22 protein-coding genes are annotated in these 24,224 nt (G+C 69.6%); 11 read left to right on the forward strand and 11 right to left on the reverse strand.

Annotated elements, in window-relative coordinates; genetic code table 11:
- The 5 genes from L6E12_RS26930 to L6E12_RS26950 all read left to right on the forward strand — a co-directional run.
- On the forward strand, positions 1–480 hold a 480-nt coding region (locus L6E12_RS26930), incomplete at its 5' end, for a tetratricopeptide repeat protein (RefSeq protein WP_236230724.1).
- Positions 481–699: 219 nt separating this feature from the next.
- On the forward strand, positions 700–1,371 hold the full coding sequence (locus L6E12_RS26935; protein WP_236230725.1) for a ParA family protein: 672 nt from the start codon (positions 700–702) through the stop codon (positions 1,369–1,371).
- Positions 1,371–2,249, forward strand: coding sequence for a ParB/RepB/Spo0J family partition protein (locus L6E12_RS26940; protein WP_236230726.1), 879 nt, complete (start codon positions 1,371–1,373; stop codon positions 2,247–2,249). Before L6E12_RS26935 ends, L6E12_RS26940 begins: the two co-directional genes overlap by 1 nt.
- 755 nt (positions 2,250–3,004) lie before the next feature.
- The gene (locus tag L6E12_RS26945) at positions 3,005–3,538 is read left to right on the forward strand and encodes a DUF2637 domain-containing protein (protein WP_236230727.1); all 534 of its coding nucleotides are present in this window, start codon (positions 3,005–3,007) and stop codon (positions 3,536–3,538) included.
- Between the two features lie 198 nt (positions 3,539–3,736).
- Entirely contained in the window at positions 3,737–3,961 is a 225-nt protein-coding gene (locus tag L6E12_RS26950) for a hypothetical protein (RefSeq protein ID WP_236230728.1), read from the forward strand.
- Between the two features lie 194 nt (positions 3,962–4,155).
- On the opposite strand, the gene L6E12_RS26955 is transcribed toward L6E12_RS26950, so the two are convergent.
- The 4 genes from L6E12_RS26955 to L6E12_RS26970 all read right to left on the reverse strand — a co-directional run bounded on the left by L6E12_RS26955 (position 4,156) and on the right by L6E12_RS26970 (position 9,991).
- Complete coding sequence (locus L6E12_RS26955) at positions 4,156–6,189, reverse strand: hypothetical protein (RefSeq protein ID WP_236230729.1); 2,034 nt, start codon at positions 6,187–6,189, stop codon at positions 4,156–4,158.
- Positions 6,190–6,191: 2 nt separating this feature from the next.
- Positions 6,192–6,434, reverse strand: a complete 243-nt coding sequence (locus L6E12_RS26960) for a hypothetical protein (RefSeq protein WP_236230730.1) — start codon at positions 6,432–6,434, stop codon at positions 6,192–6,194.
- Positions 6,435–7,194: 760 nt separating this feature from the next.
- On the reverse strand, positions 7,195–8,826 hold the full coding sequence (locus L6E12_RS26965) for a hypothetical protein (RefSeq protein ID WP_236230731.1): 1,632 nt from the start codon (positions 8,824–8,826) through the stop codon (positions 7,195–7,197).
- Between the two features lie 859 nt (positions 8,827–9,685).
- Positions 9,686–9,991: a hypothetical protein gene (locus tag L6E12_RS26970; protein ID WP_236230732.1), complete on the reverse strand. Its 306-nt coding sequence runs from the start codon at positions 9,989–9,991 to the stop codon at positions 9,686–9,688.
- A gap of 718 nt (positions 9,992–10,709) precedes the next feature.
- Here L6E12_RS26970 and L6E12_RS26975 point away from each other — a divergent pair.
- Both L6E12_RS26975 and L6E12_RS26980 read left to right on the forward strand, forming a co-directional pair.
- Entirely contained in the window at positions 10,710–11,999 is a 1,290-nt protein-coding gene (locus L6E12_RS26975; RefSeq protein WP_236230733.1) for a pentapeptide repeat-containing protein, read from the forward strand.
- Between the two features lie 113 nt (positions 12,000–12,112).
- Positions 12,113–12,841, forward strand: coding sequence for a YfbU family protein (locus L6E12_RS26980; RefSeq protein ID WP_236230734.1), 729 nt, complete (start codon positions 12,113–12,115; stop codon positions 12,839–12,841).
- A 19-nt stretch (positions 12,842–12,860) separates the two neighbouring features.
- On the opposite strand, the gene L6E12_RS26985 is transcribed toward L6E12_RS26980, so the two are convergent.
- Positions 12,861–13,625: a hypothetical protein gene (locus tag L6E12_RS26985; protein WP_236230735.1), complete on the reverse strand. Its 765-nt coding sequence runs from the start codon at positions 13,623–13,625 to the stop codon at positions 12,861–12,863.
- 50 nt (positions 13,626–13,675) lie between these two features.
- On the opposite strand from L6E12_RS26985, the gene L6E12_RS26990 reads away from it, so the two are divergent.
- Positions 13,676–13,948, forward strand: a complete 273-nt coding sequence (locus tag L6E12_RS26990) for a hypothetical protein (RefSeq protein ID WP_236230736.1) — start codon at positions 13,676–13,678, stop codon at positions 13,946–13,948.
- An 81-nt stretch (positions 13,949–14,029) separates the two neighbouring features.
- Positions 14,030–14,188 carry a hypothetical protein gene (locus tag L6E12_RS26995; RefSeq protein WP_236230737.1) on the forward strand — a complete coding sequence of 53 codons (159 nt, stop codon included), beginning with the start codon at positions 14,030–14,032 and terminating at the stop codon, positions 14,186–14,188.
- A gap of 292 nt (positions 14,189–14,480) precedes the next feature.
- On the opposite strand, the gene L6E12_RS27000 is transcribed toward L6E12_RS26995, so the two are convergent.
- The 4 genes from L6E12_RS27000 to L6E12_RS27015 form a co-directional block, all read right to left on the reverse strand.
- On the reverse strand, positions 14,481–15,518 hold the full coding sequence (locus tag L6E12_RS27000) for a helix-turn-helix transcriptional regulator (RefSeq protein ID WP_236230738.1): 1,038 nt from the start codon (positions 15,516–15,518) through the stop codon (positions 14,481–14,483).
- The gene (locus L6E12_RS27005) at positions 15,515–15,775 is read right to left on the reverse strand and encodes a hypothetical protein (RefSeq protein WP_236230739.1); all 261 of its coding nucleotides are present in this window, start codon (positions 15,773–15,775) and stop codon (positions 15,515–15,517) included. The genes L6E12_RS27000 and L6E12_RS27005 overlap by 4 nt, the downstream gene beginning before the upstream one ends.
- A 545-nt stretch (positions 15,776–16,320) precedes the next feature.
- On the reverse strand, positions 16,321–18,867 hold the full coding sequence (locus L6E12_RS27010; RefSeq protein ID WP_236230740.1) for a substrate-binding domain-containing protein: 2,547 nt from the start codon (positions 18,865–18,867) through the stop codon (positions 16,321–16,323).
- On the reverse strand, positions 18,864–19,073 hold the full coding sequence (locus tag L6E12_RS27015; RefSeq protein ID WP_236230741.1) for a hypothetical protein: 210 nt from the start codon (positions 19,071–19,073) through the stop codon (positions 18,864–18,866). The genes L6E12_RS27010 and L6E12_RS27015 overlap by 4 nt, the downstream gene beginning before the upstream one ends.
- Positions 19,074–19,894: 821 nt before the next feature.
- On the opposite strand from L6E12_RS27015, the gene L6E12_RS27020 reads away from it, so the two are divergent.
- Entirely contained in the window at positions 19,895–20,959 is a 1,065-nt protein-coding gene (locus L6E12_RS27020) for a tyrosine-type recombinase/integrase (RefSeq protein WP_236230742.1), read from the forward strand.
- Between the two features lie 464 nt (positions 20,960–21,423).
- Positions 21,424–22,308, forward strand: a complete 885-nt coding sequence (locus L6E12_RS27025) for a hypothetical protein (protein ID WP_236230743.1) — start codon at positions 21,424–21,426, stop codon at positions 22,306–22,308.
- A gap of 149 nt (positions 22,309–22,457) precedes the next feature.
- Here the strand turns inward: L6E12_RS27025 and L6E12_RS27030 are convergent, their stop codons facing one another.
- Both L6E12_RS27030 and L6E12_RS27035 read right to left on the reverse strand, forming a co-directional pair.
- Complete coding sequence (locus L6E12_RS27030; RefSeq protein WP_236230744.1) at positions 22,458–23,261, reverse strand: helix-turn-helix transcriptional regulator; 804 nt, start codon at positions 23,259–23,261, stop codon at positions 22,458–22,460.
- 17 nt (positions 23,262–23,278) lie between these two features.
- Positions 23,279–23,548 carry a hypothetical protein gene (locus tag L6E12_RS27035; protein ID WP_236230745.1) on the reverse strand — a complete coding sequence of 90 codons (270 nt, stop codon included), beginning with the start codon at positions 23,546–23,548 and terminating at the stop codon, positions 23,279–23,281.
- Positions 23,549–24,224 lie beyond the last annotated feature (676 nt).

The following is a 24,224-nucleotide window of genomic DNA, read 5'->3' on the forward strand; positions in this document are numbered from 1 at the left end:
CTCCTCCACGACCAGACACGAGTGCTAGGACCTGATCACCCCGACACCCTCGCCACCCGCCACAGTCAGGCGTCCTGGCAAGGGGAGGCGGGAGACGCCTCTGGAGCAGCAGCGGCATTCGCCGAACTCCTCCACGACCAGACACGAGTGCTGGGACCTGATCACCCCGACACCCTCGCCACCCGCCATAACCAGGCCTACTGGTGGGGCAGCACGGGAAACACATCCGCAGCTGCTGAACTCCTCGACGATCAGTTGCGGGTGCTGGGACCTGATCATCCCGACACCCTGACCACCCGACACAACCTGGCTTCCTGGCGTGGCGAAGCCGGAGACGCCTCTGGAGCAGCGGCCGCATTCGCCGAACTCCTCCACGACCAGAGGCGGGTGCTGGGACCTGATCACCCCGACACCCTCGCCACCCGCCGCAGTCAGGCCTACTGGCAGGGCAAGGTGCCGAGATCGAACCCGAACGCATGACGTTGCATATCCAGGTCGCGCTGCGGGGATGACGTCCACGGTCGAAGTGGACACCGACTCGTCTTCGCCACCGGTTTAACGGCGTTAAAGATCGACAGTGGTTTCGGTCGCACGTGTCGGCCTGTCGGTTGCTGCTGGTCGTGGCGTTGCCGGCAAGCTGTGCGCCATCCGAAGTACCCGCCCGCGGTGGGGAAGCGCACGGAAGGATGGTGGCCTGTCATGGCCAAGGTGCATGTGGTGTGCTCGCAGAAGGGTGGCGTCGGGAAGACGACCATCACGGTGAACCTGGCCGCGGTGGTGGCCAGCGTGCTGGGGTCGAGTCCGTCGAGCCCGAAGGTGCTGGTCGCGAGTATCGACCCGCAGGCCTCGGCGGTGTGGTGGGCGGAGCGGACCGATGTCGACAACCTGCCGTTCGACTTCGACCAGCTCGACGACCGTCCGAGCGAGGTCGCCAAGCTCGGCGAGCTGGGGGAGTACGAGCACGTCTTCGTCGACGCCCCGGGCTCGCTGGCTCGTCCGGCGGTGCTCGCCCGGGCCTTCGAGGCGGCGACGGACGTGATCGTGCCGACGGTGCCCGAGCCGCTGGCCTACGCGCCGACGGAGAAGACGGTGCTGGACCTGGTCAAGCCCCGCGGGTTGCCGTATCGGATCGTGCGCAACCTGTGGGACCGGCGCGACGGTCACGCCGACCTCGACGCGTTGACCACCTGGCTCGACGAGCAGAAGCTGAGCTACGCGAGGACGGTGGTGCGCCGCTACAAGATGCACACCAACGCCTCCGCCGAAGGCCGGGTGGTGACCCAGTACCCCAACGGGCGCACCGCCACCGAGGCCCACAACGACTTCCTGGCCCTGGCCCTGGAACTCGGCTACGGCGGGACGGTGTCCTGATGGGCCGCCGCCGCCACGTCGAGGGCTCCGCGCTCACCGGCAGCGCCTCGACCCCGGCCACCGTGCCGGTCACCTCGATCGCCCACAACCCCCGCAACCCCCGCGACGACTACGACGACGTGCAGGAGTTGGCGAACTCCATCGGCCTGGTCGGGGTCCTGCAACCCCTCGGGGTGGTGCGGTACGAGACCTTCCTGAGCCACTTCCCCGAGCACGAGCACGAGGTCGGCACCCACGACTGGGTGGTCATGCAGGGCAACCGGCGCCTCGCCGCAGCCCGCAAGGCCGGACTCGACGAGGTGCCCGTGCACGTGGTGGACCGCCTCGGCCGCGAGGACCAACTCGACGAGTCGGTCCTCATCGAGAACATCCACCGCCAGGACCTCCCCCCGCTGCGGGAGGCCCACGCCCTGCAGCTGCTCAAGGACCGCCACGGCACCCAGAGCGCCGTGGCCCGGCGCATCGGCAAGACCGACGCGTTCGTCTCCCAGCGGCTGAGCCTGCTCAAGCTCACCGCCGAGCTACAGCAGGAGGTCCGCGCCGGTCGCCTGCGCATCGAGGACGCCCGCAGCATCAGCCGCCTCAAGCCCGAACAGCAGGCCGAGGCCTGGCGGGACTTGCAGGCCGCCGCGGCAGCACCGACCGCGGGTCTTAACGGCGTTAAGACCGAGCCCGACGCGGCCGACGACACCGTCGCCACTGCCGCCGGTCTTAACGCCGTTAAGACCGGCGCACCGACAGGACACGCCTCCCGCAAGTCGACGCGTCCGGACACCGTCCTGTCCGGCTCCGTGGAGGAGGCCGCCGAGCAGTTGCGCGGTCTCTTCGGTCGCGAGGAGTTGGCGGCGTTGATCGCCCTACTCAGCCGCGACGCGTAGCCGCACAGGACAGCGGACAGGACACGGTGTCGACTCCCGCCGAGGTGTTCGGACACTGTCCTGTCCGTCCGGACACTGTCCTGTCCGTCCGGACACTGTCCTGCCCCTGTTCGAACACCGTCACCTGACGGGCCAGACAAGAGGACCACGTTCGTGAACCCGACTGTCAGCATCGACCCCGCGCACCTCGCCGCGCTGGACGCCCAGGACACCCTGGCCGACAAGATCCGCTACGCCTGTGACCACGTCCTGCCGCCGACCACCCGGGAGGTGCGGGAGTGGTTGACCGCGTACGGCGTGCACGCCAGCCGCGGTTACACCTCCAGTGTCGTCAACGCCTGGCGCGTGACCCGGGGCCTGGGCGACACCGGCGACCTGGTGGTCATGACGCCGGAACTGCTCGCCGAACTCGACGCCGTCCACGCCCGTCCGGACACCACCGGGCCCACCGACCCGGTGTCCGAACAGCCTCCGGACACCACGATGGTCGTCCCGGACGACGATATCGAAGGCGCCGACAGCGACCCGGTTCCCGCGGCGCCGGGGGCCAGCGACGACACCGCCGCAGGACACCCCGCCCGCTCACCGGAGGCTGTCACCTCCACGTCGGTGACGGTGTCCGGACAGCGATCGGACACCGCCACCGAGGTGTCCGGTGTCCTATCCGGCCCCGTGTCGGTGTCCGGACAGCGATCGGACACCGCCACCGAGGTGTCCGGTGTCCTATCCGATCTGGTGTCGGTGAGTCGACGGGGTTGCGGTGGGCGGCGACCAGCGCGTGGGTGGTGGTGCTGGCCGCGGCGTTGGGGATCTCGTGGTGGTCGCTGTTCGACTACGCCCGCGGGTTCGCCATCCCGACCCCGCTGGCGGCGGTGGTGTCGCTGGTGTTCGACGCCTCGGCGTTGATCGTGGCGCACCTGGCGCACCGGTACTCCACCTCCCCGGACTCCGGGGCCGGGCCGCGGCTGATGCTGCTGGCCCTGTTGGCCGGGAGCATCTACCTCAACTGGCAGCACGCGGTGTCCAAGGGCTACGGGGTCGAGGCCGGGATCATGTTCGCCGCGCCCGCCGCGATCGGCATCATGCTGTTCGAGCTGCACACCGCCTGGCGCTCCCGCACCGCCCGCCGGGCCAGGGGCAGGGTGGTGGACCCGTTGCCGCCGGTGGGTCGGTGGCGGTGGGTCTTCCACCCCTGGCAGAACCTCGCCACCATCTGGCTCGTCGCCCGCGCCGAGGGCCAGGCCGACCGTGCCGCCCGGCTGGAACGGATCCGCCAGCGGACTTGGTGACCTCACCCCGCAGCGGCCTGGCAGGGCCGGCGTCGCGAGCGCAGCCGGACAGCGCCGTCGTCCGGATCGGCGTGGGGCGCGCGCCCGGTCGACGCGGACGTGTCCTCCCTGTGCGGTGACACCGGCGTGCATCACCCCCGGAGAACACCTGAAACCGCTGGTCAGGACCGGTGACACCGCGCCCGCACAGTTCCGGTCATGTCTGCATGCATCGAGTTCACGACCCCGTCCTGCCACAACTGCACCGGCGGGTACGACCACCATGGCGAGGAGTGCGAGACCTGCGTCGGCGGCGCCCTGCAGCTCGGGCACGACGACCCCGCCGAGGCCGTCCGGTCCGTCGAGGACCGCGTGCCCGACGATCTCGGGTGCTGCCTGTCGGTCAACACGCCGATGTCCACTGGCGCGACCCCGTCATGGTGATGCCCGGCCGGGTGACCACCGCGGCCAGCGCCTGCGCCGCAGGCCGGAACGGGGGGCGCGATCGGCCGGCTGCTCGTCGAGGCGGACCGACGTCGGATGCGGCGGGCAGGCGCGGAGGGACTGTGTGCCCCGTCTTCGACGTCGAGGTGGTCGACCTTGCTGTCACCGGCCCTCGCGGGCCGGTGACAGCAAGGTCAGGAGGTCCAGAACCCGGTGTCGACCCAGCCGAAGTACAGGCCGGTGCTGGTGGCCCGCTTGGGGCCGGGCGCGGGGTCGGTGCAGCGGTCGGGGTCGGCGGGTGTGGCGTGGTTGCGCAGGACCAGGGTGTGCGCGGCGGGGGTGATGGGCAGGTCGACGAGGGCGTAGTCGTCGGCGGTGAGGGTCACCGGGTGCTCGGCGAGCGTGGCGCCGCGGGCGTCGAGGATGGTGATCGCGACGTGGAGGGTGAAGGGCCCCGCGGGCCGCAGTCCGGCACCGCTGGCCTGGCCGATGCCGGTTTTGAACCTGAGCACCTCGTCGGGGATGAGGTACTTCTGGGGGTTGCTCCACACGCAGCGGGTGAACTGCACTGTGGCGGGGCCGTGATCGCCGCCGCCGGTGAGAACACCGGGCTCGGGCGGGTCAGCGAAGTGGTTGCTCGTCGGCGTCAGCGTGGCGACCTGGTCCATCCCGACGCGCACGTTCTTCGGGAGGACCGCCTGCACCTCCCCGACGGGCGTCGAGGGCGCCGGGGGTGCGAGGGGCGTGGCGGTGGAGGACGAGGCGGCGGCCGAGGGCGGGCGTGGGGGTGAGGTGCCCGCGACGTTTGTGGTGTGCGGGGAGGTCGCCGCCGCGTCGGTCGACGCTGCGGGGGGCGTGGCGGGCGGCGTGGCGATGGTGCTGGAGCCGCCGGTGCTGGTGCCCACCTTGTTGTTGTCGGTCGAGCTCCCGCCGAAAGCGAGCTCAAGGGTGACGGTCGTCGCCACCACGATCAGCGCGGCCACCGCGGCCGCGACCCACCGGCGCCGGACCGGCGCCGGTCCGAGGGCGGCGCGGAACCGCACCGTGGTCGCACTCGAGGGACCGCAGTCGTCGTCGACGGGCCGCGGGTCATCGACAGGGTCATCGCCATCATGGGCGACCCCGCTCGGAGGACTGGGGTCGCCGCCGGCCGGGGCCACCGGGTCCCGGGGCTGCGGCGTATCCGTCGGCTCGATGGGGTCGGTCGAGTCGACCGGGATGGCGGTCTCGGTCGGCTCGACGGTCTCCTCGGGGAGGGGGAGGTCGTTGGTCAGCAGCTCGCGCAGGGCGTTGACCTTGTCGTTGCTCTCGCGCCAGAGAGCCCGCCAGGTGATCACGTCGGAGTCGAGGCGGTCGCATCCACGCAGCCATCCGGCCGTGATGGTCCAGGTGGGCATGGTGGCGGGGCTTCTGGTGACCCGGTTGAGGCTGCTGTGCCCGACAAGACCCCGCTGGGCCATCGTGCGGTAGGTGGGGTTGCCACTGTCCGAGCGCACCTGCTCCAAGCGGGCGACGAACCCGGCCACCGCGATCCGGACGCGCCGGTCGATGATGGCGGCGCGGTCATCGTGGACGGGCGCGGTCGTCTCCCGCGCGACGGGAGCGGGTGAACCGGCAGGGGTGCCGGTGTCGGGGCCTTCGGGCGCGGCCTTCTTGCGCAGCGCGGTGATCCGGGCCCGGTGCAGGTCAGCCCACAGGTCCATGACCTTCTGGATCTGCGACGGTTCCAACCCGCACCCGCACAGCAGGGCCTGGATCTGCTCGACGGTGCTCGGCAAGCTGTCGTCGGGCTTGATCAAGGTGTAGGCCGTGCTGCGCGGCAACCCGGTCTTGACCGCGACCTGACCGGCGGTCAGGCCCGCCTTGTCCAGCACCAAGGCCAGCAGGGCGGAGAGCTCCGCCGGGGACCGCGCGATCAATTCCTCCGGGGTCAACACCACCTTGACCACGGGCGGGTTCATCCGCGACAACTGCCTGGCCTTGAGGGCCGACTCCGCCCTGACCAATCGGCGCCGCCACTTGGTGAGATCCTGCGGCGCGGTCAGCGTGACCAACGCCTTGAGCTCCTCCCAGGTGGGCAATTGCCCGGTGGAGGGGAAGGTCAGCAGCCGGGACTCGATGCGCCGGACCGTGGCGCGGGTCTGCGGGGTCAGGGGAGTGTGGGCGACCAGCTTCGCGGTCTCGCCGATGAACTTCCCAACGGAGACGGGTATCGGAGCGGGGTTCATGCTCACGCCGCCGGGGACAGCAGAGCAGCGGCAGCGCGCACCCGGGTGAGAGCCTCGCCCGGGGCGACCGCGATCAACACGCCGAGCGCGGTCACCACCAAGGTCGTCAAGACGTCATGGCCCTGGTTCAGCATCCACCCCTCGAAGCCGAGGACGAAGACGATCACGATCACGCGCAGCGGGGACAGGGTGGGCTTGGTCTCGCCGGCGAACTGCGCGCACGGACCGGCCGAAGGGGTACTCAACGTTGATCTCCCTGACGTGACTGGGAGAGCCCCGGCCAGGGCCCCGGGGCTCCTGGGAACCCAGCGGAGGACGGAGACTCGGTCTCACGCGCCGTGGAGGAGGCTGGCAACCTCCCCCGAACATCCGAGCACGCTCCCCGCGAGGCACCTGCTCGTCGAGGACTCGACAAGCGTTGCAGACCTCTGGGGAAAGCCGCCACTCGATCAGGGGCTTCGTGTGCAGAACCGACAAATCGGTGCCCGAGTATGTCTGGGCCACACGGTGATCCACCCGCTGGACACCAGCACCGACCACCCGAGTGTCCCGACCGGCCCCGGTCTGCACACTGGGACAAACCCCGCGTACAGCGTCACTAGCTGCGCAAACGCCGAAAACTCGCCATGCAGGGGACAGTGGTAACGGCGACATGATGTACATAAGGCACCCGATCGACCCGTAGAGTCGTTCCTGTCGGACCGCGTTCTGCGTAGGTCCGGGCGTTCTGGGCGAACTCTTGGAGGACGGAGCACAGAACGGTTTCACGGGCCCGTGGCACGGCCCCTGAGGAGCCTCGGAGGCACCGGTCCGTCCGGTATCTCTGAGGCTCTCTCATTTTGTCGCCGCATCGTATCCGCCGACAGCGCCCTACTCCCAGCGCCTCCACCGCCGCCCGGATGCCACCGACGTCCTCAGGCTGGACGGGTGGAGATCGGTTCCTCAGGGGTCGCTTGGCTTGGGCGGGGGCGGTTTGTCGTCGGTTTGTCGTTTGCGCTGGTGAGGTCATTGGGCGCGCTGGCGGTTCATTAGCTGTTGGACGGTGAGCTGGCCGGGGCGGGTGCCGCTGCGGCGCCGGTGGGGGCGCTGTGCGAGGGCGCGCTCTTCGGGGACCGGCTCAGGCTCGCCGTTCTCAGGGACACGCTGGGGTTCGTCGTCTTCACGGACGGGCTGGGGTTCCTCGTCCTCAGGGACGCGCTGGGGCTTGGCGGGTTCGGAGAGCCTGACCAGGACCGCGCCTTTGGTCTTGAGGGCGCGCATGAGCGGTTGCACGTACATCTCCGAGTTGGGCATGGCCTTCTCCACGGCCGCGATGGTCGCGGTGGACATGTCCCAGCCCGTGTTGATGAACTGGGTGACCTCCTTGGCCGCCTCGTCGGAGCCGAGGAGGTCGTTCACGCTCTTCCTCGGGGTCTGGTGCAGCATCGCCCGCAGGTAGACGCGCAGCCAGGTCCTGAGCATCTCCTCGGCCCGCTCCTCGACCTTGGCGAACAGGAGGGCGTCGGTGTGGGTTGCCTCCGGCCTGGTGAAGGGCGGGTTGAGCATCTTCTTCAGGTCGGTGTTCAACAGCAGCGCCCCGGCGGGGAAGACGTCCTCGGCCCGGATGCGTTCGTGTTCGCGGTGGTTGTGCTGCATGTAGCCCATGCCGGTGAGGACGGCGGTGTGGTGGCGGGCGGTCTGCAGTTGGGTGTCGAGATCGCGGACGAGGTCGTCGTACCGCCGGCGCAGGGCGGTGAGCTCGTTGTTGTGCGCGGCGGTGAACTTGCCGTACTCGTCTCGGTGCGCGCTGGTGAGCCAGGCGATGCTGGCGGCGTGGCGGTCGCGCTCCTTGCGCATCGCCAGCAGCTGCTTGCCCTGCCGGGCGATGCACGCGGCCTGCTCTTCGATGCGGCCACGGAGGACCTTCTCCTGCCCGGCGGCGGGCTCCGCGTGTGCCTGTCGCATGCCGGCGACTTGGCCTTCCAGGGCGGTGAGGAGGTCTTCGAGCTTGGTGTTGCGGGCGGAGAGGGCCTTGTCCTTGGCCTTGAGGCCGGTGTTCTCCTCGGCCAGGACCGTGTTGTGGTGGCCGAGTTCGGCGACCCGGTACTCGAGGTTGGTGTTGTGCGAGGTCAGGCTGGCCACCTGCACTTGCAGGGCGGCGATGGTCTTGGCGGTCTCGGCCGCCTGCTCGTGCATCGCGACCATCCGCTGCTCGAGCGTCGCCATGGTGGAGGCGGGCGAGCCGTCGACGGGCGCGGTGTCCGGGAACGGCCCGTGCTCGGGGCCGGTGGCGGCCGCGACGGTGGTGGTCCCGGTGGCGGCGGGCGGCTGCTCGCCGGTGGCCGCGGCCCACAGGTCCGCGATCTCGAGGGCGGTGGCGGGCCTGTCCTGCTCGGTCACGCTCACCCGCAGGACCCAGTGCACGGTGTCCCAGGGCGGGCAAGCCTGCGCGCCGCGGCCGATGAGCCTGCTCAGCAGCTTGCGGCAGGCACTGGCGCGCGCGTTGTCGCCGGGCTTGCCGACAGCCCATGCGGGCCTGGGCCCGGGGTCGGGGCAGCGATGCGCCGCGGCGGCCAGGCCGGTGAGGCTGCCGTGCGCGGCCACGACCAGGTCAAGCAGCTTGAGCAGCAGCTTCCTGTCCTGCAGCGGCAACTTCACGCAGGTGAAGTCCTCGACGGTGCTGGGCAACTTGGGCCCGCGCGGCCTGGGCCCAGGGGCCTGGGTGCGGGTGGAGGTGGGGAGGGGGGACGGTCCGAGGGCCGGTGGGAGGACGGTCACGCCGCAGCGCCCCCACTGTCGGAAGTGGGGGAGGCGGGCCACGGGTCGGTCGGGCCCGGCGAAGGGTGCCGGGCCGCTCGATTCCAGCCGGTCAGCCCGGCACCCCATCCACGATGGCGCTTCTGAGCGAAGGCCTCGGACAGCATGCCGTCCGCCCTCGGGAGGGTGGCACCCGGGCCCTGCCCCGGGACGACACCGGAACCTCCACCAGCCTGTGACGGGCAGTTCTGACTGCGTCCATGACGACGGCCTGCAGGCCTGGACCTGACCGTCGCCCACCGGCCACGGGGTCCACAGACGCCCTCGAGCACCACGAACCCGGCCTCGCACTCCGTCGTGATCAAGTCCTTCTTCTCCCTGCTCGTCCGGGGCTGCGCACGCCCTTGCCTGCGACGGCCGCATCAGCCACCTGGTACGGCGATGGCCCCCTCGTGGAAGGGGGCCAGGAAGCCACATAGTGCCGGCATCCAGGAGCGCGACGCCCTTGCCCGGGCCTCCTACCAGCAAGATCATCTTTCAGTGGCCGGTGTCGCGCGCCCGGCGGCGGCCCAAAAGAGGTGAACGGTCACCCCATCGGGTCACCCGATTACCCTCATCGTGACTGATTTTTCTGACGACACGTGACATTCGCTTCCATATACCCCCCGGGCGAGTGATATCGAATGGAGCAGTGTGTTCGCCGCCGTGTCGAGCCGGCTGGGTGGCGGCGCCCCGGGGCACCGCCACCCAGCCGAGGGCGTCACCGGGTGGGGCGATCCTCTTCAAGGTCGGCAATCGCCCCACCCGCGGCTTCCTCGACGGGTTCGCCGCCGGAAGCCGCAGGCCCGGTACCCGACTGCCCGGTCGGGGCGCCACCGCCGTCCCGATCGACGCGGCGGTGCGACGGGACCGCGGTCTCGGAGACGCCGGTTCCCGAGCGCAGCAGCAGCCGCAGCACCGCCAAGGCCGCCTTGCGCGTGCCCGGCTTGCGGGCGAAGACCGCCGCGAGCGAGAGCAGGCCCAGCAGGGCCACCACCGCGAGCGCGGCGTGGGAGAAGAACACCATCGTCGGATCGACCTTTCACTCAGAACTGCGGGGCGCCGGGCCGACCGGCTGGAATCGAGCAACCCGGCGCCCTTGGAAAGCCCGCCGCACTCTCGACGCGGCGAACGCGAATAGCTGACCACAACCGCCTAGGGGTTCGCGAATCGGGTACCACTCACATGCCGGAAGACAAAATAATCGCCTTCAGCGACATTGTTCACCCGAACCCACCCAGGATCGTCCCCATGTCGCCGCACACTGGACACCAGGAGCGACAAAGCCCTGACCTGGCATTTTCTGCGTCTCACGAGCGACATGAGACGGCATAACCCCCCGACATGACGTCCGCCGAGACCACTGCCATATCCCGCGCGAGCGACAAAGAGAACTCCAGTAGGACACGGTTTTCTTGGGGGCTTTCTCCGGTTCGACAATCGCCGACGACCAGACCGGCCAAGCGTCTTTTTGTCACCACGCGGTTCGCAACCAGAACGGCTTCCGCGGTTACCGCACGGTATCTTTGCGGCTTTCGGATCAGCGTGTGGGCGGTGCCACTCTCGATCTCACCCACGGGTTCGGGCCTGTGCCGCGGTGAGCGGTGAGGCGTGGTGTGCAGCGCTGTGCGGCTCGTGAACGATGATCAGGTATGAGCCCTCGCCCTGATCCGCCGGTCCCTGTCGAGCCGCGGCCGGTGTTGCCTGCCATCCCGAGGTGGAAGATCGCCGCCGGGGTGGTGGGTGTGGCGGTGTTGACCGCCGTGGTGGTGACGGCGTTGTGGTGGGCGGGCACCCGGGGCCTCGATGGCAAGGACCTGGTGACGGCGCGGTTGGACGCGCTCAAGACGGGGTTGAGCATCGGGGTGGGCGGCGGCGGGTTGTTCGCCCTGTACCTGGCGTGGCGGCGGCAGCGCTCCACCGAGGCCGACCTGGACAACCGCGAGCGCACGCTGGCGCATCAGCTGGTGGTCGCGGCGAAGACCGAGGCCCACCAGGAGCGGGTGGCCGCGGCCACCGAGCGCGATGCCGAGGCCCGGCGGATCACCGACCTCTACACCAAGGCCGTCGAGCAACTCGGCTCGGAGAAGGCCCCGGTCCGGTTGGGCGGGCTCTACGCCCTGGAGCGCCTGGCCCAAGACCACGCAGAGCAGAGGCAGACCATCGTCAACGTGCTGTGCGCCTACCTGCGCATGCCCTACGACCTGCCCGAACAGGCCCCGGAGCCCGGGGCGGACAAGGACCTGCTCCTCGAGCACCGCGAACGCATCCAGGAACGCGAAGTCCGTCTCACCGCCCAACGCCTGCTCGCCACCCACCTGCGCCCCGGCCCCGATGAGAACACCCCGGCCGCCACGTTCTGGATCGACATCGACATTGATCTCACCGGTGCCACCCTCATCGACCTCGAACTCGACGCTTGCACCATCCGCGCCGCCCGGTTCAGCGAGGCCATCTTCACCGGCATCACCCGGTTCAACGGGGCCACCTTCACCCACACCGCCTGGTTCAACGGGGCCACCTTCACCCACACCGCCTGGTTCAACGGGGCCACCTTCACCCACACCGCCCGGTTCAACAGGGCCACCTTCACCGACACCGCCTGGTTCAAAGAGGCCATCTTCACCCACACCGCCTGGTTCACCGGAGTGACTTTCGCCGACATCGCCTGGTTCAACGGGGTGACCTTCACCGACGCCGCCTGGTTCGAGGGGGCGACCTTCACCCACACCGCCGGGTTCAACGGGGTGACCTTCACCGGCATCGCCTGGTTCGAGGGGACGACCTTCACCAGCAACGCCTCGTTCGACGGAGCCACCTTCACCGATGACACCGCGTTCGACGCGGTGACCTTTACCGGCGACGCGAGGTTTACCGGGGCCACGTTGCCCGATGCCCGCTACGTGGATGACACGACGCCGTCGCCGTGGACGAGCTTCGTGGGGGCGCGGTTCGAGCGGGGTGTGCGCGCCGAGGTGGAGCGGTTCGTGTCCGCACCGGAGAAGGAAACAGAGGACGACACGGAGACCTGGTGATAATCCGCTGTATCACCAGGTTGCATTCACGCTCGACTCCCGGGTGTTCGACATACAAGATGACCTCATGCATACTCGAAGTCTATTTGTATTCAGGTATACGGAGGTGTGGCATGGCGGTGGTGACGCTGCGGGTGGACGACGGCACCCGGGATGAGTTGGAGCGGGTGGCGCAGGAGCGGGGGTTGACGGTGAGCGCGTTGTTGCGTTCGGCGGTCGACGGGTTGCTCGGGCGGGATGTGGAGAGGTCGTGGGCGGAGGCGCCGCGGACGCTGGGCTTGATGGAGCGGCAGATGCTGGCACTTCAGCACAAGATCCTGGCCGAGGTCAGCGCGGAGGACCATGAGCAGAAGCAGCACCGCAAGCGGGCGCAGGTGTTGCAGGACGGCTACACCGGGCTGTATGACGAGGTGTTCTTGGCGGTCAGTCCCGAGCTGTCCGCGTCGGATTGCGGCTTGGTGATGGACTTGCTGGACATGTTCACCGTGTTGCAGGTGGCACTGGGCAAGCTGGACGAGCAGACGAAGGCCGAGTTGGGCGGCCGGGCGCGTTGGCTGGAGTTCTCGGGGTTCGACTTCAGCGACCCGCTGGAGTCGAAGATGGCGGGGTACGCCAACTTCCTGATCGAGGACGGCCGGTGGGAGACACTCGCCCACCACTTCGACTCCAAGAGCGGAGGCGGCAACTCGCACACGCGGATGGTGGACCGCTACCGGCGCCTACTCACCGCTTACAACGGGGTGATGGTGAACCGGCGGGCGAAGTCCGGACCGACGTTGGAGGCGTACCAGCTCGATGCCGCGGCGCTGCGCACGATCTTGGATGCTGTCGACCTCCGGTAGGGAAGCCACAGCCCTGCGGTCAGTCGGAGGCAAGCCTGGTCGGATCGGTTCCGTTGGCGGCGAAGAACGCGTCGCAGGCCTGTTTGAGTGCCTCGTATTCGTCGTCCCGCTTCCCGACTTCGTCCACCAAAGCCTGCAGTTGCGGGCCGGTGAGACGGTGTTGTTCGGCGAGGTCGTGGGCGGCCTCGATCGCCTGCGTGGCGCTCTTCGCGAACCCGTTGTAGCGGTCGATGGCCGCCATGACCTCGGGTACTGGGGGCTTGTCCACCCGGATCTTGTTCACCGCCTCATCCCACTCCACCTTCGCGCGACCGAAGAGCAGTGGCGCCACGTCGATGAACTCGTCCGGGCCGGTGTGGCGTCGCTGGTACTCGAGCACGGCGACGGCGTCGTCATTGATTTCTCCGCGCAGCGCGTCTGCGGCACGGACCACGGCGTGCACGGCGGTGACGTGTCTACGGGTCTGCTCGCGTTGGTCGCGGTGGCGTTGGGCCCCCAGTTCCTCGCGGGCAAGCTGGAGCTGCTCCTCGGCAACCTCGTTGGAACGCCGGGCCTCGGCGGCTTGGCGTTCGGCGGCGGCCGCGGACTGCCTGGCAACATCAAGGGCTTCCTCGGCTGTTTTGGCGCTGCGCTCGGCGGACTTCGACTGGCTGCGTGCCGAGACCGCCTGCCAGACCGCGACGCCGGTGGCCAACAGCGCGACGACAGCCGCGATGATCGCCACGACGGCGGATGTCCAGGCGGCGCTGTCGTCCGGGCCCATGATGTCCTCCATCTCCTGCATGGCGTGTTTCGAGAGTTTGCTGCGTGCCGTCACAGTCGAGGATGTCGGGTGTGCCAGCTGATCCGGACGCGGACCGGCATCTCGCGAACCTGCTGGCCGTCTCGACGCAGGAGGCGCTGAACACCCACCTCGATGGCGCCACGCCCGGCGCTCCGACGTTGGAGCGGCTGCAGCTGGGCATGCTGATGGCGATCCACCTCGAGCTGCGGCGTGGGCACGACCAGGCGGCCGCGCACACCGCGGTGATGGAAAAGCGGACAACGGTGCTGGACAAGCTGGCGCACGAGCTATCCATGGTGGCCGCGCACCTGGGCGACCGGTGAGCACCGACCCAGCCACGGCCGTCGTGCCCGCCGCGACCGCGGGTCCCGACCGGGTTGGTGGCGGTAGCCGGGTCGGGTGTGGTGGCCGCCGAGTTGCTCATCCGGGCGGTCGCGGAGTTCCCGACGGTGGCCGGGTTGGGGGAGCGGGAGCGGGTGTTGGTGGCGGCGTGGTTGTCGAGCCTGCGCTCGGCGTGCACCCGGTGGGCCTACCTGCAGGACGTGGACGCCTGGTTGGGCTGAGGAGGGACGGCTGCGGCCGCCGATGGCTGAGCTGTTGAGCAGCATCAAGGGCAGCGGTTGAGGCTGCGGCCGGGGCGCGGGTAGGTGCGCCTCAAGCTGTGCCTGTCGCTGCTGTGGGTCTGCGCGAAGGAGCCCTACGAGGCGTTCATCGACAAGCTGGGGCCGAAGCGCACGCTCCTCAGCGTCGACGTGAAGGACGTGTGACCAGGGCCGTCGGCGTCGCCAAGACGGGGGAGTCGGTTTGTTGAGGCAGTCGACCGGGTCCCGGCAGGGACCCGGTCGACTGCTCCGTCTACGCGGTCTCGCGTGCGGAGACGAGCTGTTCGCGGGAGGGTTGCTGTCCCGTGGTCTGGCTGTTGGCGGCCATCTCGGCCCGCCACGCCTTCCAGGCGTGGCGGGTGCGGGCGATCCCCTTGCCCATCGTGGCGACGATGGGGTCCATGGCGAAGGAGCCCGCCATGGACGCCACCATCTGGGCGTGGGCCATCTCGGGCTGGGTGGTCACCTTGCGGCCGGCGCTCATTATGTTGAGCGCCTGCGCCACCATGAAGAGTGCGGTGGCGGCCAACTCGTCCTTCTCGGTGGGCTCGATCTCGACGGACCCAGTGGACCCGGCGGGCCCGATGATCTTCCCGTTCACGGAGCGGGCCGTGCCGACCGTGGCCCACCCATCCGCGTCGGTCATGGGCTCGGCGGTCCGGTTCACCCGGCTCGGGTGGAGGACCAGGGTGGTCGCGGGTCGCCGAGCCAGAGCGGTGCCGCCCTCGGCAGCGGCTGGGGTGGCGGTGCCGGGGTGGTCACGGAGGCGGTTGCGCAGGTCGCGCCAGGCCCCCACCCAGGCGGGGGCCTCCCGGTCCTGTCCGCACGCTCGCACGAACGCGGTGATCTGTTCAGGGCGACGGCACATGCCGACGCCATTGACCATGCGGCTGACAGTCGAGCGGGACAGCTCCCGTCCGCCGTCGTGACGGACCACGGCGCCCGAGGTCGTGCCCGTGGCGGTCAGCAACTCCCGCAGCGCCGCCCCGAACTCGGCGGGGGTGTCGGCCGCCCTGGCGGCGATCAACGCCGTGGACGGGGCGAACGCCGCCCCGCTGCCGGAGTCGATCACCACCACCCGGGCCCCGGTTCCCGTCTCGCCTTCCGCGGCCGCTGTCAACCCTTCCACTATCGTGGCCAGTTTGGCGCGCATGGCCGGATAACGTTCGCAGAGCTCGACCAGCTTGGCTCCGTGGTTCTGCGGCTCAAGTTCGTGTTGGGGCAACAGAGCCTCGGCCTGCGCTTGCAATGCCTTGATCTGGGCCATCAGCTCCGTGAAGTCGTCGCTCATTGGATCATCCCCGCTTGCGCGGCCGTGGCCGCCTTCACCGCGGCGAGGAGCCGCTTCGGGGCGGAGGTGGTGCCCACGACGGAGAGCAGCACGATCGACGCGGTCACCGTGATTGCGTCGGGGACGGTGAGCCCGACCGGCCAGAGCAGGACCACCACCACTGCGGCGGTCGAGAGGAGGGAGGCCAGAGGGCTCCACCACGGCACGCAGCCGGGAGTGAACAGAAGTCTGGACTCCCTGGGCGACAGGGAACGCATGTGCGGGGTCCTTCCGGTCGGGTCCATGAGGCGGACTTGGTCTGCTGCGCGGTCGGATGCCGTTCCCGGCCCCGGGGGTTGCAGACCCCGAAACCCGACGCCACGGCCGCTGATGACCATGATGCGGCGCACGGTGACCGTCGGGAAGTCCCAAACACCCCCACAGCCCTCCCGTTTCGACTGCGGAGGCCTCCCATTTCCTCCCAACCCGGCCCCCGTGAACCCGCCTCCGAGCAGCACCAACAAGGTGTGTCATGGCGTTCTCCCAGGTCGGAGGCCTCCCATTCAGCCTTGGCCCCTCTGCCTCGCCGGAATCGACTCATACACTGGGGCTCGTCCGATCGACGCGATGCGGAGAGCGGACATCCGGTCGAGTCCAGTGAGGCGGACGCATCGGAAACGCCGGTGGCTCGGGGGTTGCAGCCCGAACCACCGGCACTCGAACGAGCCCAGGTTTCTCACCGAGAACGGCTGAAACACCAGCGGTGGTCTCATCCCCGAGAAGATCGAGCGAGACCACCGCAAGACCCGTATTCGGCGCAGGGTCAGAAGTTGGAGAGGACGTCGGCGAAGACGGTGCCGATGGTGGTGGGGGTGGTGGCGTCGGAGACGGTGGTGTGGGTGGCGGCGGCGATCTTGTCGAGGTCGCTGGTCTTGTCGCCGTCGGTGGTGAAGCCGGTGTCGTTGCCGTAGGCGATGGGGAAGACCTTGATGAGTGGTGTGGTCGAGCTCAGGTCGTTGGCGACGCTGGTGATGGTGTTCTGGGTGTTCTTGTCCTCGTTCTTGCCGTCGGTGAGGAACACGATCGCGTTGATGTACCCGGGCTTGTAGACGTTCTTGGCGGGGTCCGGGTCGCTTGTGCGCATGTGCGCGGCGGCGGCGCGGACGGTGTCGTAGAGGCCGGTGCCATCGTGTGGTGTCAGGTCTGTGAAGGCTTTGGTGATCTGGTTGCGGTGGTCGGTGTCCATCGGGCCGATGGGCACGTCGGTCTTGTAGTCCTGGCCGTCGATGCCGCCGGGGATCTTGGTGGAGAAGTCCCACATGCCGACGTGGTCGCGGGTGGTGAAGGTCGGTCTGCCGGTGACCGGGTCGTCGCCGGTGATGACTTTCGCTGCTTCCTGGACCAGGGCGAGTTTGCTGGGTCCGGTCTCTCCGGGCTGGGGGCCCATGGAGCCGGAGGTGTCGATGACGATCAGGACGTTGGCGGGTTTGCGCACCTGCTGCCAGGTGTCGAAGACGGCCTGGATGGTCTTGCCGTCGGGCAGGGTGAACGGGGGGGCCAGGGTGACGGTGGGGTCGGCGCCGTTGGCGTGGGTGATCGTGGTGGTGGGGGAGGCGGTCCCGTCGGAGTTCATAACCCGGAACCCGGATTCGGCGAAGGCCGTGACGCCGTCGGGGGAACGCAGGTACCCGAGGAAGTCGGTGGCGACCTTCGCTTTGGCGTCGGCCTCGGCGGGGTCGGTGCCCGGGGCCGGGGACAGGGGGATCCAGGGGTGGTTGGAGTAGAGGGTGCCCTCAGGCGGGTAGAACGCCACCAGCGGATCCTTGATGGGATCGTCGAGCTTCGCGCAGCGGTCCTCGGTGCTGGCGGCGCCGCAGGGGTAGCCCTGGTTGTAGGCGATCATGGTGGCTTCCTCGACCGCGATCGCGGAGAGGTAGTCGGATGCCTTCTGCTTCGTGGCCTTCGGGTCGGCGGGCTGGGTGGCCTCGCGCAGGGCGGCCAGGGAGGTCAGGGTTGTGTCCCCGTAGTGCTCGATCGCCTTCTCGGTGGTCTCCATCCGGTTCCGCAGGTCCTGCTCGCCGAGGATCGCGGGGGTGAGGTCGCGCCCGGCGATGGTCCGGGCCTGGGCGATGGTGGCGTTGAGCCCGGAGGTGGAGCGGGTGGGGCTCGTCTTGCCCATCCGGAACGGGCCGAGGCCGTGGTCGCCTTCACCTGCCCAGCCCCTGGGGTCGCGGCTCAGCTTCTCGATCTTGTCCCAGCCCAGGGGTGTGCCCTCCCAGCCCATCGCCGTGACCACCGACCGGGGCACCGCGATGACCAGCGGGGTGGTGACCACCGAGAGTTGATCGTCCGTGGCGGGCAGCCGGGTGCTCACCTGTTCGGCGGCCGCGCGCTCGCGCGCGGCGGACAACCAGGTCCTGGCGGCCGGGCTCCACACGTCCGGGGTGTCTTTTCCCCACTCCGGTTTCCCCCACTCCGGCAACCAGGTGGGGCCGGCCAGTCTGTCGGCCATGAGCCCGGAGGCGAAGGGGGTGATGTCCACCTTCACGCACCGGTTCCCGACCAGGCGGGGCCCGTAGGTCGCGGCGGCCTCGGTCAGCAGGGTCGACTTGTCCGGCGAGGACACCACCCGCAAGGTGACGGTGACCGGGGTGGTGCCGCACCCGGCGAACGCCGAGGACCAGGGGATCCCCTTGCCCAAAGGCACGGCACCGCCCTCGGACGGATCGTTCCCGTCGGGATCGGTACCGCCCTGTGCCAGGGCGGTGATCAGCCCGGCGATCAACGCCAGCACGGCGACGCCCGCCACCCCCATCACCCAGGGCCGCCACGGCCTGCGGCGGCGCGCACCGCCCTGGTCCTGCGCGCTGATGCCCGGGTTCACCGGATCAGTGGTGGGACTGCCCGCCTCGCCCGCGATGATGGGTCCCACCGGGTCTCGCACAGAGATGGGCCCCACCGGGTCTTGCGCAGAGATGGGCCCCACCGGGTTCATCGCCAGTGAGTCCCATCGGGCCCGCCACCGCAGGAGTTCGGCATCGAGTTCGGCGGGGTCCTGGTCTTGTGCGCAGCCGCGGATGTATGCCTCGGCGAGCGGCCAGGTGGGCAACCGGTCCCCCTTGGCGGCCCGCGAGAGCTGGGCGGGGGAGTACGACGCCCGCTTCGAGAGCTGCTCCAGGGTCAGGCGCGGTGTCTGCTCGGTGCGCAACCGCAGCAACTCGGCGCCGAACAACTGGACCTGCTCGGCGTGCTCCTCCGTGGTCAACCGCGGCGCCGGTGCGCTCGCGGCGGGTGGTGTGCGGTGCGTGGGGGGAGGTGGGGAGGGCATGGACTGGGTCGGCTCGTCGGCTCCGGCCAGGTTGTCGGTCATCTGCGCGTCCCCGGGGCCGGGCCCAGCAGCCGGGTGGCGGTCTCCGCGGCCAGCAACGCCCCGCTGCTGATCAACGCCACCGCCGTCTCCGGGGACAACCCCGCCAGCACCGACCCGACCATCCCCACCAGGATGATCACCAGGATGATCACCCTCGGCCTGATCCCCGGTCGCGGGATCGGCCACACGCTCGTCCTGTTCATCATCACTGCGCTCCCTTGCTTGGGTCCGGACTCGTGTCCCGTGCCGCCACCGGCCGACGGCGTCCCGACCGGGGCTGCAACCCCGGGTCGGGCGGTGGTGACGGATTCAGTCTTGCTCCACTACAGGCGTCGCAGCAGGCTTGGGCGTTGCGGGTGTCTTTCCGAAATCCCCGCTTCGTTGCACACCGCCTTCTGCCCCCTGGCCCCGTCCGGGAGGAGGAGCCCGATGCCGCCGCACGCCGCCGAGCAGCGCTGGCCCGGGCCGCATCCGGGTGATCTGGGCGACCTTCCGTCTACCTTGGCGGCGTTTCAGCAGGTCAGAGACTTTGCATCCTGGGTGAGGAGGCGACATGCAAGGCCCTTTCCTGGCCAAAGCGGCAGGTCGGCAACCACACTGGAACCCGGTCACCCGGTGGGTGACCGGGAGGTGTACTCGCTCCTGTGGTCCGGACGAAACCTCAGCGGCGGGCCGACGCTGCAACGACGGCCCGCCCACCCCTCTCGTTCGTAGGGTGTACCGGCCCATGATCCCCGCAGGCATTCCCGCCGGGAAGTGGATCGACCACAACGAAACAGGCACCCCGCCCGTGCGCACGCTGTTCCTGCGAGGCCGTTCACCAACGGGTCCGCCTTCCCCGAACTCGCGGGGGCGGACCTTTCCCGCGAGACGGGACCGGTGCTGCTGCCTGCCTGTCGAGATGTTGTGCACAACGCGCTGCGCGCGCTCTGGTGGTGTGATCATTTTCGCGACTACCGCCGTGAGCGTCGCGACCGCTGATCTGCAGCCGCTGCTGCTGTCGGGCGGGCCGGCTACGGTGACCACCATGTTCCTGTCCTCCACGGGCACCGACACCGAGAAGTCCCAGAGCACCGCCGCGGTCGTGGTCCCGGCCGGGCCGCCGGTGGTGGCCGGGTCGGGCGCGGTCACCGCCGAGTTGCTCGCCCGGGCGACTGCGGAGTTCCCCACGGTCGTCGAGCTGGGGGAGCGGGAGCGGTTGTTGGTGTCGGCGTGGTTGTCGAGCCTGCGCTCGGCGCGGACGAGGCGGGCCTACCTGCAGGACGTGCGCGCCTGGTTGGGCTGGTGCGAGCAGCGTGGGGTCGACGTGCTGGGCGCCGGGCGGGTGCATGTGGACCTGTGGGTGAGCGGCCTGGCCGACGCCGCGGAGTCCTCCACGACCCGGCGCCGGTTGTCCGGGGTCTCCTCCTTCTACCGGTACCTGGCCAAGCACGACCTGGTCGGCGGCAACCCGGTGGTCGGGGTGGAGCGGCCGGTGGTGGATCCGGACCACACCGCCACCGTCGGGCTGTCGCGGGAGGAGGGGCGGGCGCTGATCGCGGCGTCGGAGGCCGACGCCGGGGCGCAAAGGTTGCGCAGCCGGGTGGTGATCAAGCTGCTGCTGCACAACGCGCTGCGCGTCGACGAGCTCGCCGCGGCGGACATCGCCGATCTCGGGCACGACCGCGGGCACCGGATCCTGGGAATCATGGGCAAGGGTGGGCGCAAGGCCAAGGTCGCGATCACCCCGCCCACCGGCGCCGCGATCGAGGACTACCTCGCCGAGCGCGCCGAGGCGGCCGGTGTGCCGGTGGCGGCGCTGTCGGGGCCGTTGGTGGCCACCCGCACCGGCAAGCGGATGACCCAGAGCCAGGTCTGGGAGCTGGTCCGCCGCCTGGCCAAGACCGCCGGGATCGCCTCCTGGGAACAGCTCTCCCCGCACTCCCTGCGGCACACCGCGATCACCGCCGCCCTCGAGGCCGGGGTCGGCATGCGCGAGGCCCAGGACTACGCCCGGCACCGCGACCCGCGCACCACCCGCCGCTACGACCACTCCCGACACAACCTCGACCGCAGCGCGGCGTACACGGTGGCTGCCTACCTCGCGGAATAGTGGACCGGTTTGCGTCGCACAGCACCCCTCTTGGCCCAAGCCGCCAGCACCGTAGCGACCGAACGCGAACAGGGCCCGCGTCGCGACGCGGGCCCTGTTCGCGGCGGCCGACCTTGGCCGATGGCTCCTCGTCAGATATTGACCGCGAGGGCATTGGACGTCCAGCCAGCCGCCTACAGGGCGTTCGCCGGAAATGAGCGGCTCCCCGTCCTGCTGAGATGAGGCTAGCACCCTTTCAAGTACATGGAAACTACTGATCCAGCGTGGACTAAACTGGCTTTAACGGCGTTCACGACGTTTTCGACGGTCTTGAACACTCAGCCCAGCGTCGGTTGATACTACTGACCCAGCAGGTACTACGTTATAGAAGCGACCGCTCAACCCGCGTCTGTCGAAGTTGGGGGGCCTGCACCCATATCCGCGTCGGCAAGAGAGGTCCCATGGAACCTTCACCTGCGGTTTCGGTGTCGACAGCGCCCGATCCGGTGGAGATTGCGAAGAAGTTCGCACGCCAGGCCAAGCGCACCGCCCCGGTGCGGTACGGCTTCGTCCAACGCACGAAGCCGACTGCCCCGCCTCCACCAGCCGTCGCCTTGCTGCGCGGCGCGACGGGCGGTCGCGGAATCACGGGTGGAGATGTCCGGCTCCGTCTGCTGCTGTCGCTGCTGTGGGCGGCACGCGACGACCCCACCCTGACCTACCCGCACCGATCGTGGGCCGCGCTGCTCGGCCTAGCCGAGCCGGACACCGCCGGTGCCAGGCGGATCCGCAACGCGTTGGGCTGGCTCGACCACCACCAGCTCATCCAGTTGGAGAGCTCTCGCGGCCGGGACGCGGTGATCCACCTGATGAACGAGACCGGCACCGGCCAGCGCTACGAGCTTCCCGGTGCGGCCTACACCCGCCTGAAGTCCAAGCCGGCTCAAGCGGCACAACACCTCTACCTCCAGCTTCCCAGCCAGTTGTGGACCAACGGGTGGATCGCCGCGCTCGACAACGGTCCCGCGGTGGTCATGCTGCTCGTGCTCTGGTTGGAGAACGGCAGGGCAATCAAGGAGATGCCCTGGGTGTGGCTGAGCCCCGCGATGGCGGAGGACCGCTACGGGCTGTCCGAGGACACCCGGCTCAAGGGCGCCCGCGCGCTCACCGAGCTGGGGCTGATCAAGACCTCCACCCGCCACGTCCCCAGCGACGCGTTCGAGTTCCGCCGCGGGCGCAACTCCTACCAGATCCAGCGCGACGCCATCACATCGCTGCGACCCGGAGAACCCACACTCGACGCCTTCTTCCGAGGGTCCGAACGGCAACCGCCAGCACCGCGCTCGCGTGCTGTGCCGAAGACGACATGAGACAGCTGCACATTCGGACGACCCCCGGTGAACCGGCACGGCCCGCCGTCGACCGGCCCACGTGAAGAGGCGAGGGACCTGATGGCCCCCGCACGGCAGCGCCCGCTTCCCCCGAGTCCGGGAAGCGGGCGCTGCCGTGCGGGGTACGTCTAGCGTTGTCGGAGGAGTTGGCTGAGCAGGATGCAAATGATCCCGGCGAACACGACGACCATGAACAGCGCGGGCGTGAACACGCTTGTCACCTGGGTGAAGACGGCGATGAGCCCGAAGAGGATCATGCCGAACAGGCTGAGCAGCAGGCTCAGGTGCAAGACCCATCGTCGATCGCTCAGCAGGCGGATCAGAAATCGGGTCTCGCCGCCGGGAGTGTCCTCCGGCTTCGAGGACGCGCGCTCGTTCGGCTGGTCGTCATCCTCCCCAAGGAGCATGTTCGCAATGACGACCCGATCCGTGTCGGGGTCGTCACGGTGGAGGTCGCGGTGGGTGTAGGCGATGTGGACGTCACCGTGCACCACCCCGCCGACGACGACGCCGCCGGTGACCCCCTCGATGTTCCCGGTGGCACTGTCGGGAGAACGGCGCCATGCGGCGTTCTCCGGGTGCCGGACAGGAGGGGGGTCGTCGACGATCTCGGCGTCGACGACCCCGTCGGATGTGGTGGCCTCGAGCGCCGTGGCCTGTTCGCGCAGGTGTTGCCAGGTGGCGAGCAACTCCTCGACATGTTCGGAGGGCAGCCTGCAGGCCTGGGCGAACGCGCGGAGCTGTTCGGGGTCCTTGGGCAGGCTGGTGTTCTTCTCCGAGACGTAGCGGTAGGCGGTGCTTCTAGGCATGCCGGTGTAGGTGGCCACCTGGCCCGCGGTGCGTCCGGAGCGGGTGAGGATGGCGCGCAGCAGCGCCAGGAACTCGGCTTCGGTCGCCGCGGTAATCGGCAGCCCGTCGTCGGGGTCGGGCACCAGGGCCGGTGTGGTGCTCATCGGGTGTCCTGCTCGTCATTGAGGAAGGCGATCAGCGCACGGGCGAGCCTGCGCCCGAAGGCGCCCTTCTTGGTGGGCCACACCAGCACGCCGACCACGCCGAGCACCGCGGTGATCACGACCAGGGCGGTGGGCACGTCCTGGCCCATGCCGAGCAGCACGATCAGGCAGGTGAAGGACATCGCGGCCAGGGCCAGGACCAGGACCACGCTGGTCCAGGTCCACCCGGTCTCGGCGGGCCGGGCCGCGACGATCGGGGCGGTCACTGTCCCGGCCGCCGTGGCCGGATCCGGGGGCGCGGGGTGGGGTGGGCAGTGGGTGCCGTGGTGTGGGCACCGCGGGTTCTTGGTCACCGGGGGTCTCCGTCCCTGGCCACCGTGGTGGCCGATGGGGCGGGCCCGGGCGGGTGCCGCTCGGATCCTGTGCGGGCGACGCCCCGGGGCGGCGCCCGGCGGGGTCGCCGGGCACCACCCCGGGGCTGATGCCCTATGTCGGGGTCCGGGCGGCGCCGCGTCGCGGGCACCGCGCATTGCTTGGGATGCAGTCGAGGCTGTGGATCTCGAAACCGTGACCGATTTGGCCTTCGAGCACGGTCGTCCCGGTGTGGACCGGGGCCAACACAGACCATTCTCCCGTGCCCCGGGCACTCCGTACAAGCGAAGGAGAAACCGTACGGCGAACGGCGGGAAACTTCCGTCCAGCGAGTCCCGACCCCGGCTGATCCCCCGGTGTCCCATGGCGCGGCGCCGGGGTTCCCAGCTGTCCAACGGGGGTGTTCATGGGGCGTCCAGCGCCCCCGGTGATGGACACGAACACGATTGGACACACCCCCGTCCATCGGTGTCCAATGACCATCGTGCCTGCTCAACGCCCACTTGGAGTCGTTGGACACCGTGGACTGACGTAGAGTTGCCTCGCAGGGTCGGAAACGACCAAGCCCCT

Origin of the sequence: Actinokineospora sp. PR83, from assembly GCF_021056305.1 — a bacterium.
In the GTDB taxonomy this organism is placed as follows: Bacteria; Actinomycetota; Actinomycetes; order Mycobacteriales; family Pseudonocardiaceae; genus Actinokineospora; species Actinokineospora spheciospongiae.

What these genes read in the sequence shown, in the direction of transcription:
- L6E12_RS26935 (WP_236230725.1), top strand. Translation starts at nt 700, where the DNA reads ATGGCCAAGGTGCATGTGGTGTGCTCGCAGAAGGGTGGCGTCGGGAAG.
- L6E12_RS27000 (WP_236230738.1), bottom strand. Translation starts at nt 15,518, where the DNA reads ATGAGCGACGACTTCACGGAGCTGATGGCCCAGATCAAGGCATTGCAA.
- L6E12_RS27005 (WP_236230739.1), bottom strand. Translation starts at nt 15,775, where the DNA reads ATGCGTTCCCTGTCGCCCAGGGAGTCCAGACTTCTGTTCACTCCCGGC.
- L6E12_RS26950 (WP_236230728.1), top strand. Translation starts at nt 3,737, where the DNA reads ATGTCTGCATGCATCGAGTTCACGACCCCGTCCTGCCACAACTGCACC.
- L6E12_RS27015 (WP_236230741.1), bottom strand. Translation starts at nt 19,073, where the DNA reads ATGATGAACAGGACGAGCGTGTGGCCGATCCCGCGACCGGGGATCAGG.
- L6E12_RS26940 (WP_236230726.1), top strand. Translation starts at nt 1,371, where the DNA reads ATGGGCCGCCGCCGCCACGTCGAGGGCTCCGCGCTCACCGGCAGCGCC.
- L6E12_RS27010 (WP_236230740.1), bottom strand. Translation starts at nt 18,867, where the DNA reads ATGACCGACAACCTGGCCGGAGCCGACGAGCCGACCCAGTCCATGCCC.
- L6E12_RS27020 (WP_236230742.1), top strand. Translation starts at nt 19,895, where the DNA reads ATGTTCCTGTCCTCCACGGGCACCGACACCGAGAAGTCCCAGAGCACC.
- L6E12_RS26985 (WP_236230735.1), bottom strand. Translation starts at nt 13,625, where the DNA reads ATGCAGGAGATGGAGGACATCATGGGCCCGGACGACAGCGCCGCCTGG.
- L6E12_RS26970 (WP_236230732.1), bottom strand. Translation starts at nt 9,991, where the DNA reads ATGGTGTTCTTCTCCCACGCCGCGCTCGCGGTGGTGGCCCTGCTGGGC.
- L6E12_RS26980 (WP_236230734.1), top strand. Translation starts at nt 12,113, where the DNA reads ATGGCGGTGGTGACGCTGCGGGTGGACGACGGCACCCGGGATGAGTTG.
- L6E12_RS26955 (WP_236230729.1), bottom strand. Translation starts at nt 6,189, where the DNA reads ATGAACCCCGCTCCGATACCCGTCTCCGTTGGGAAGTTCATCGGCGAG.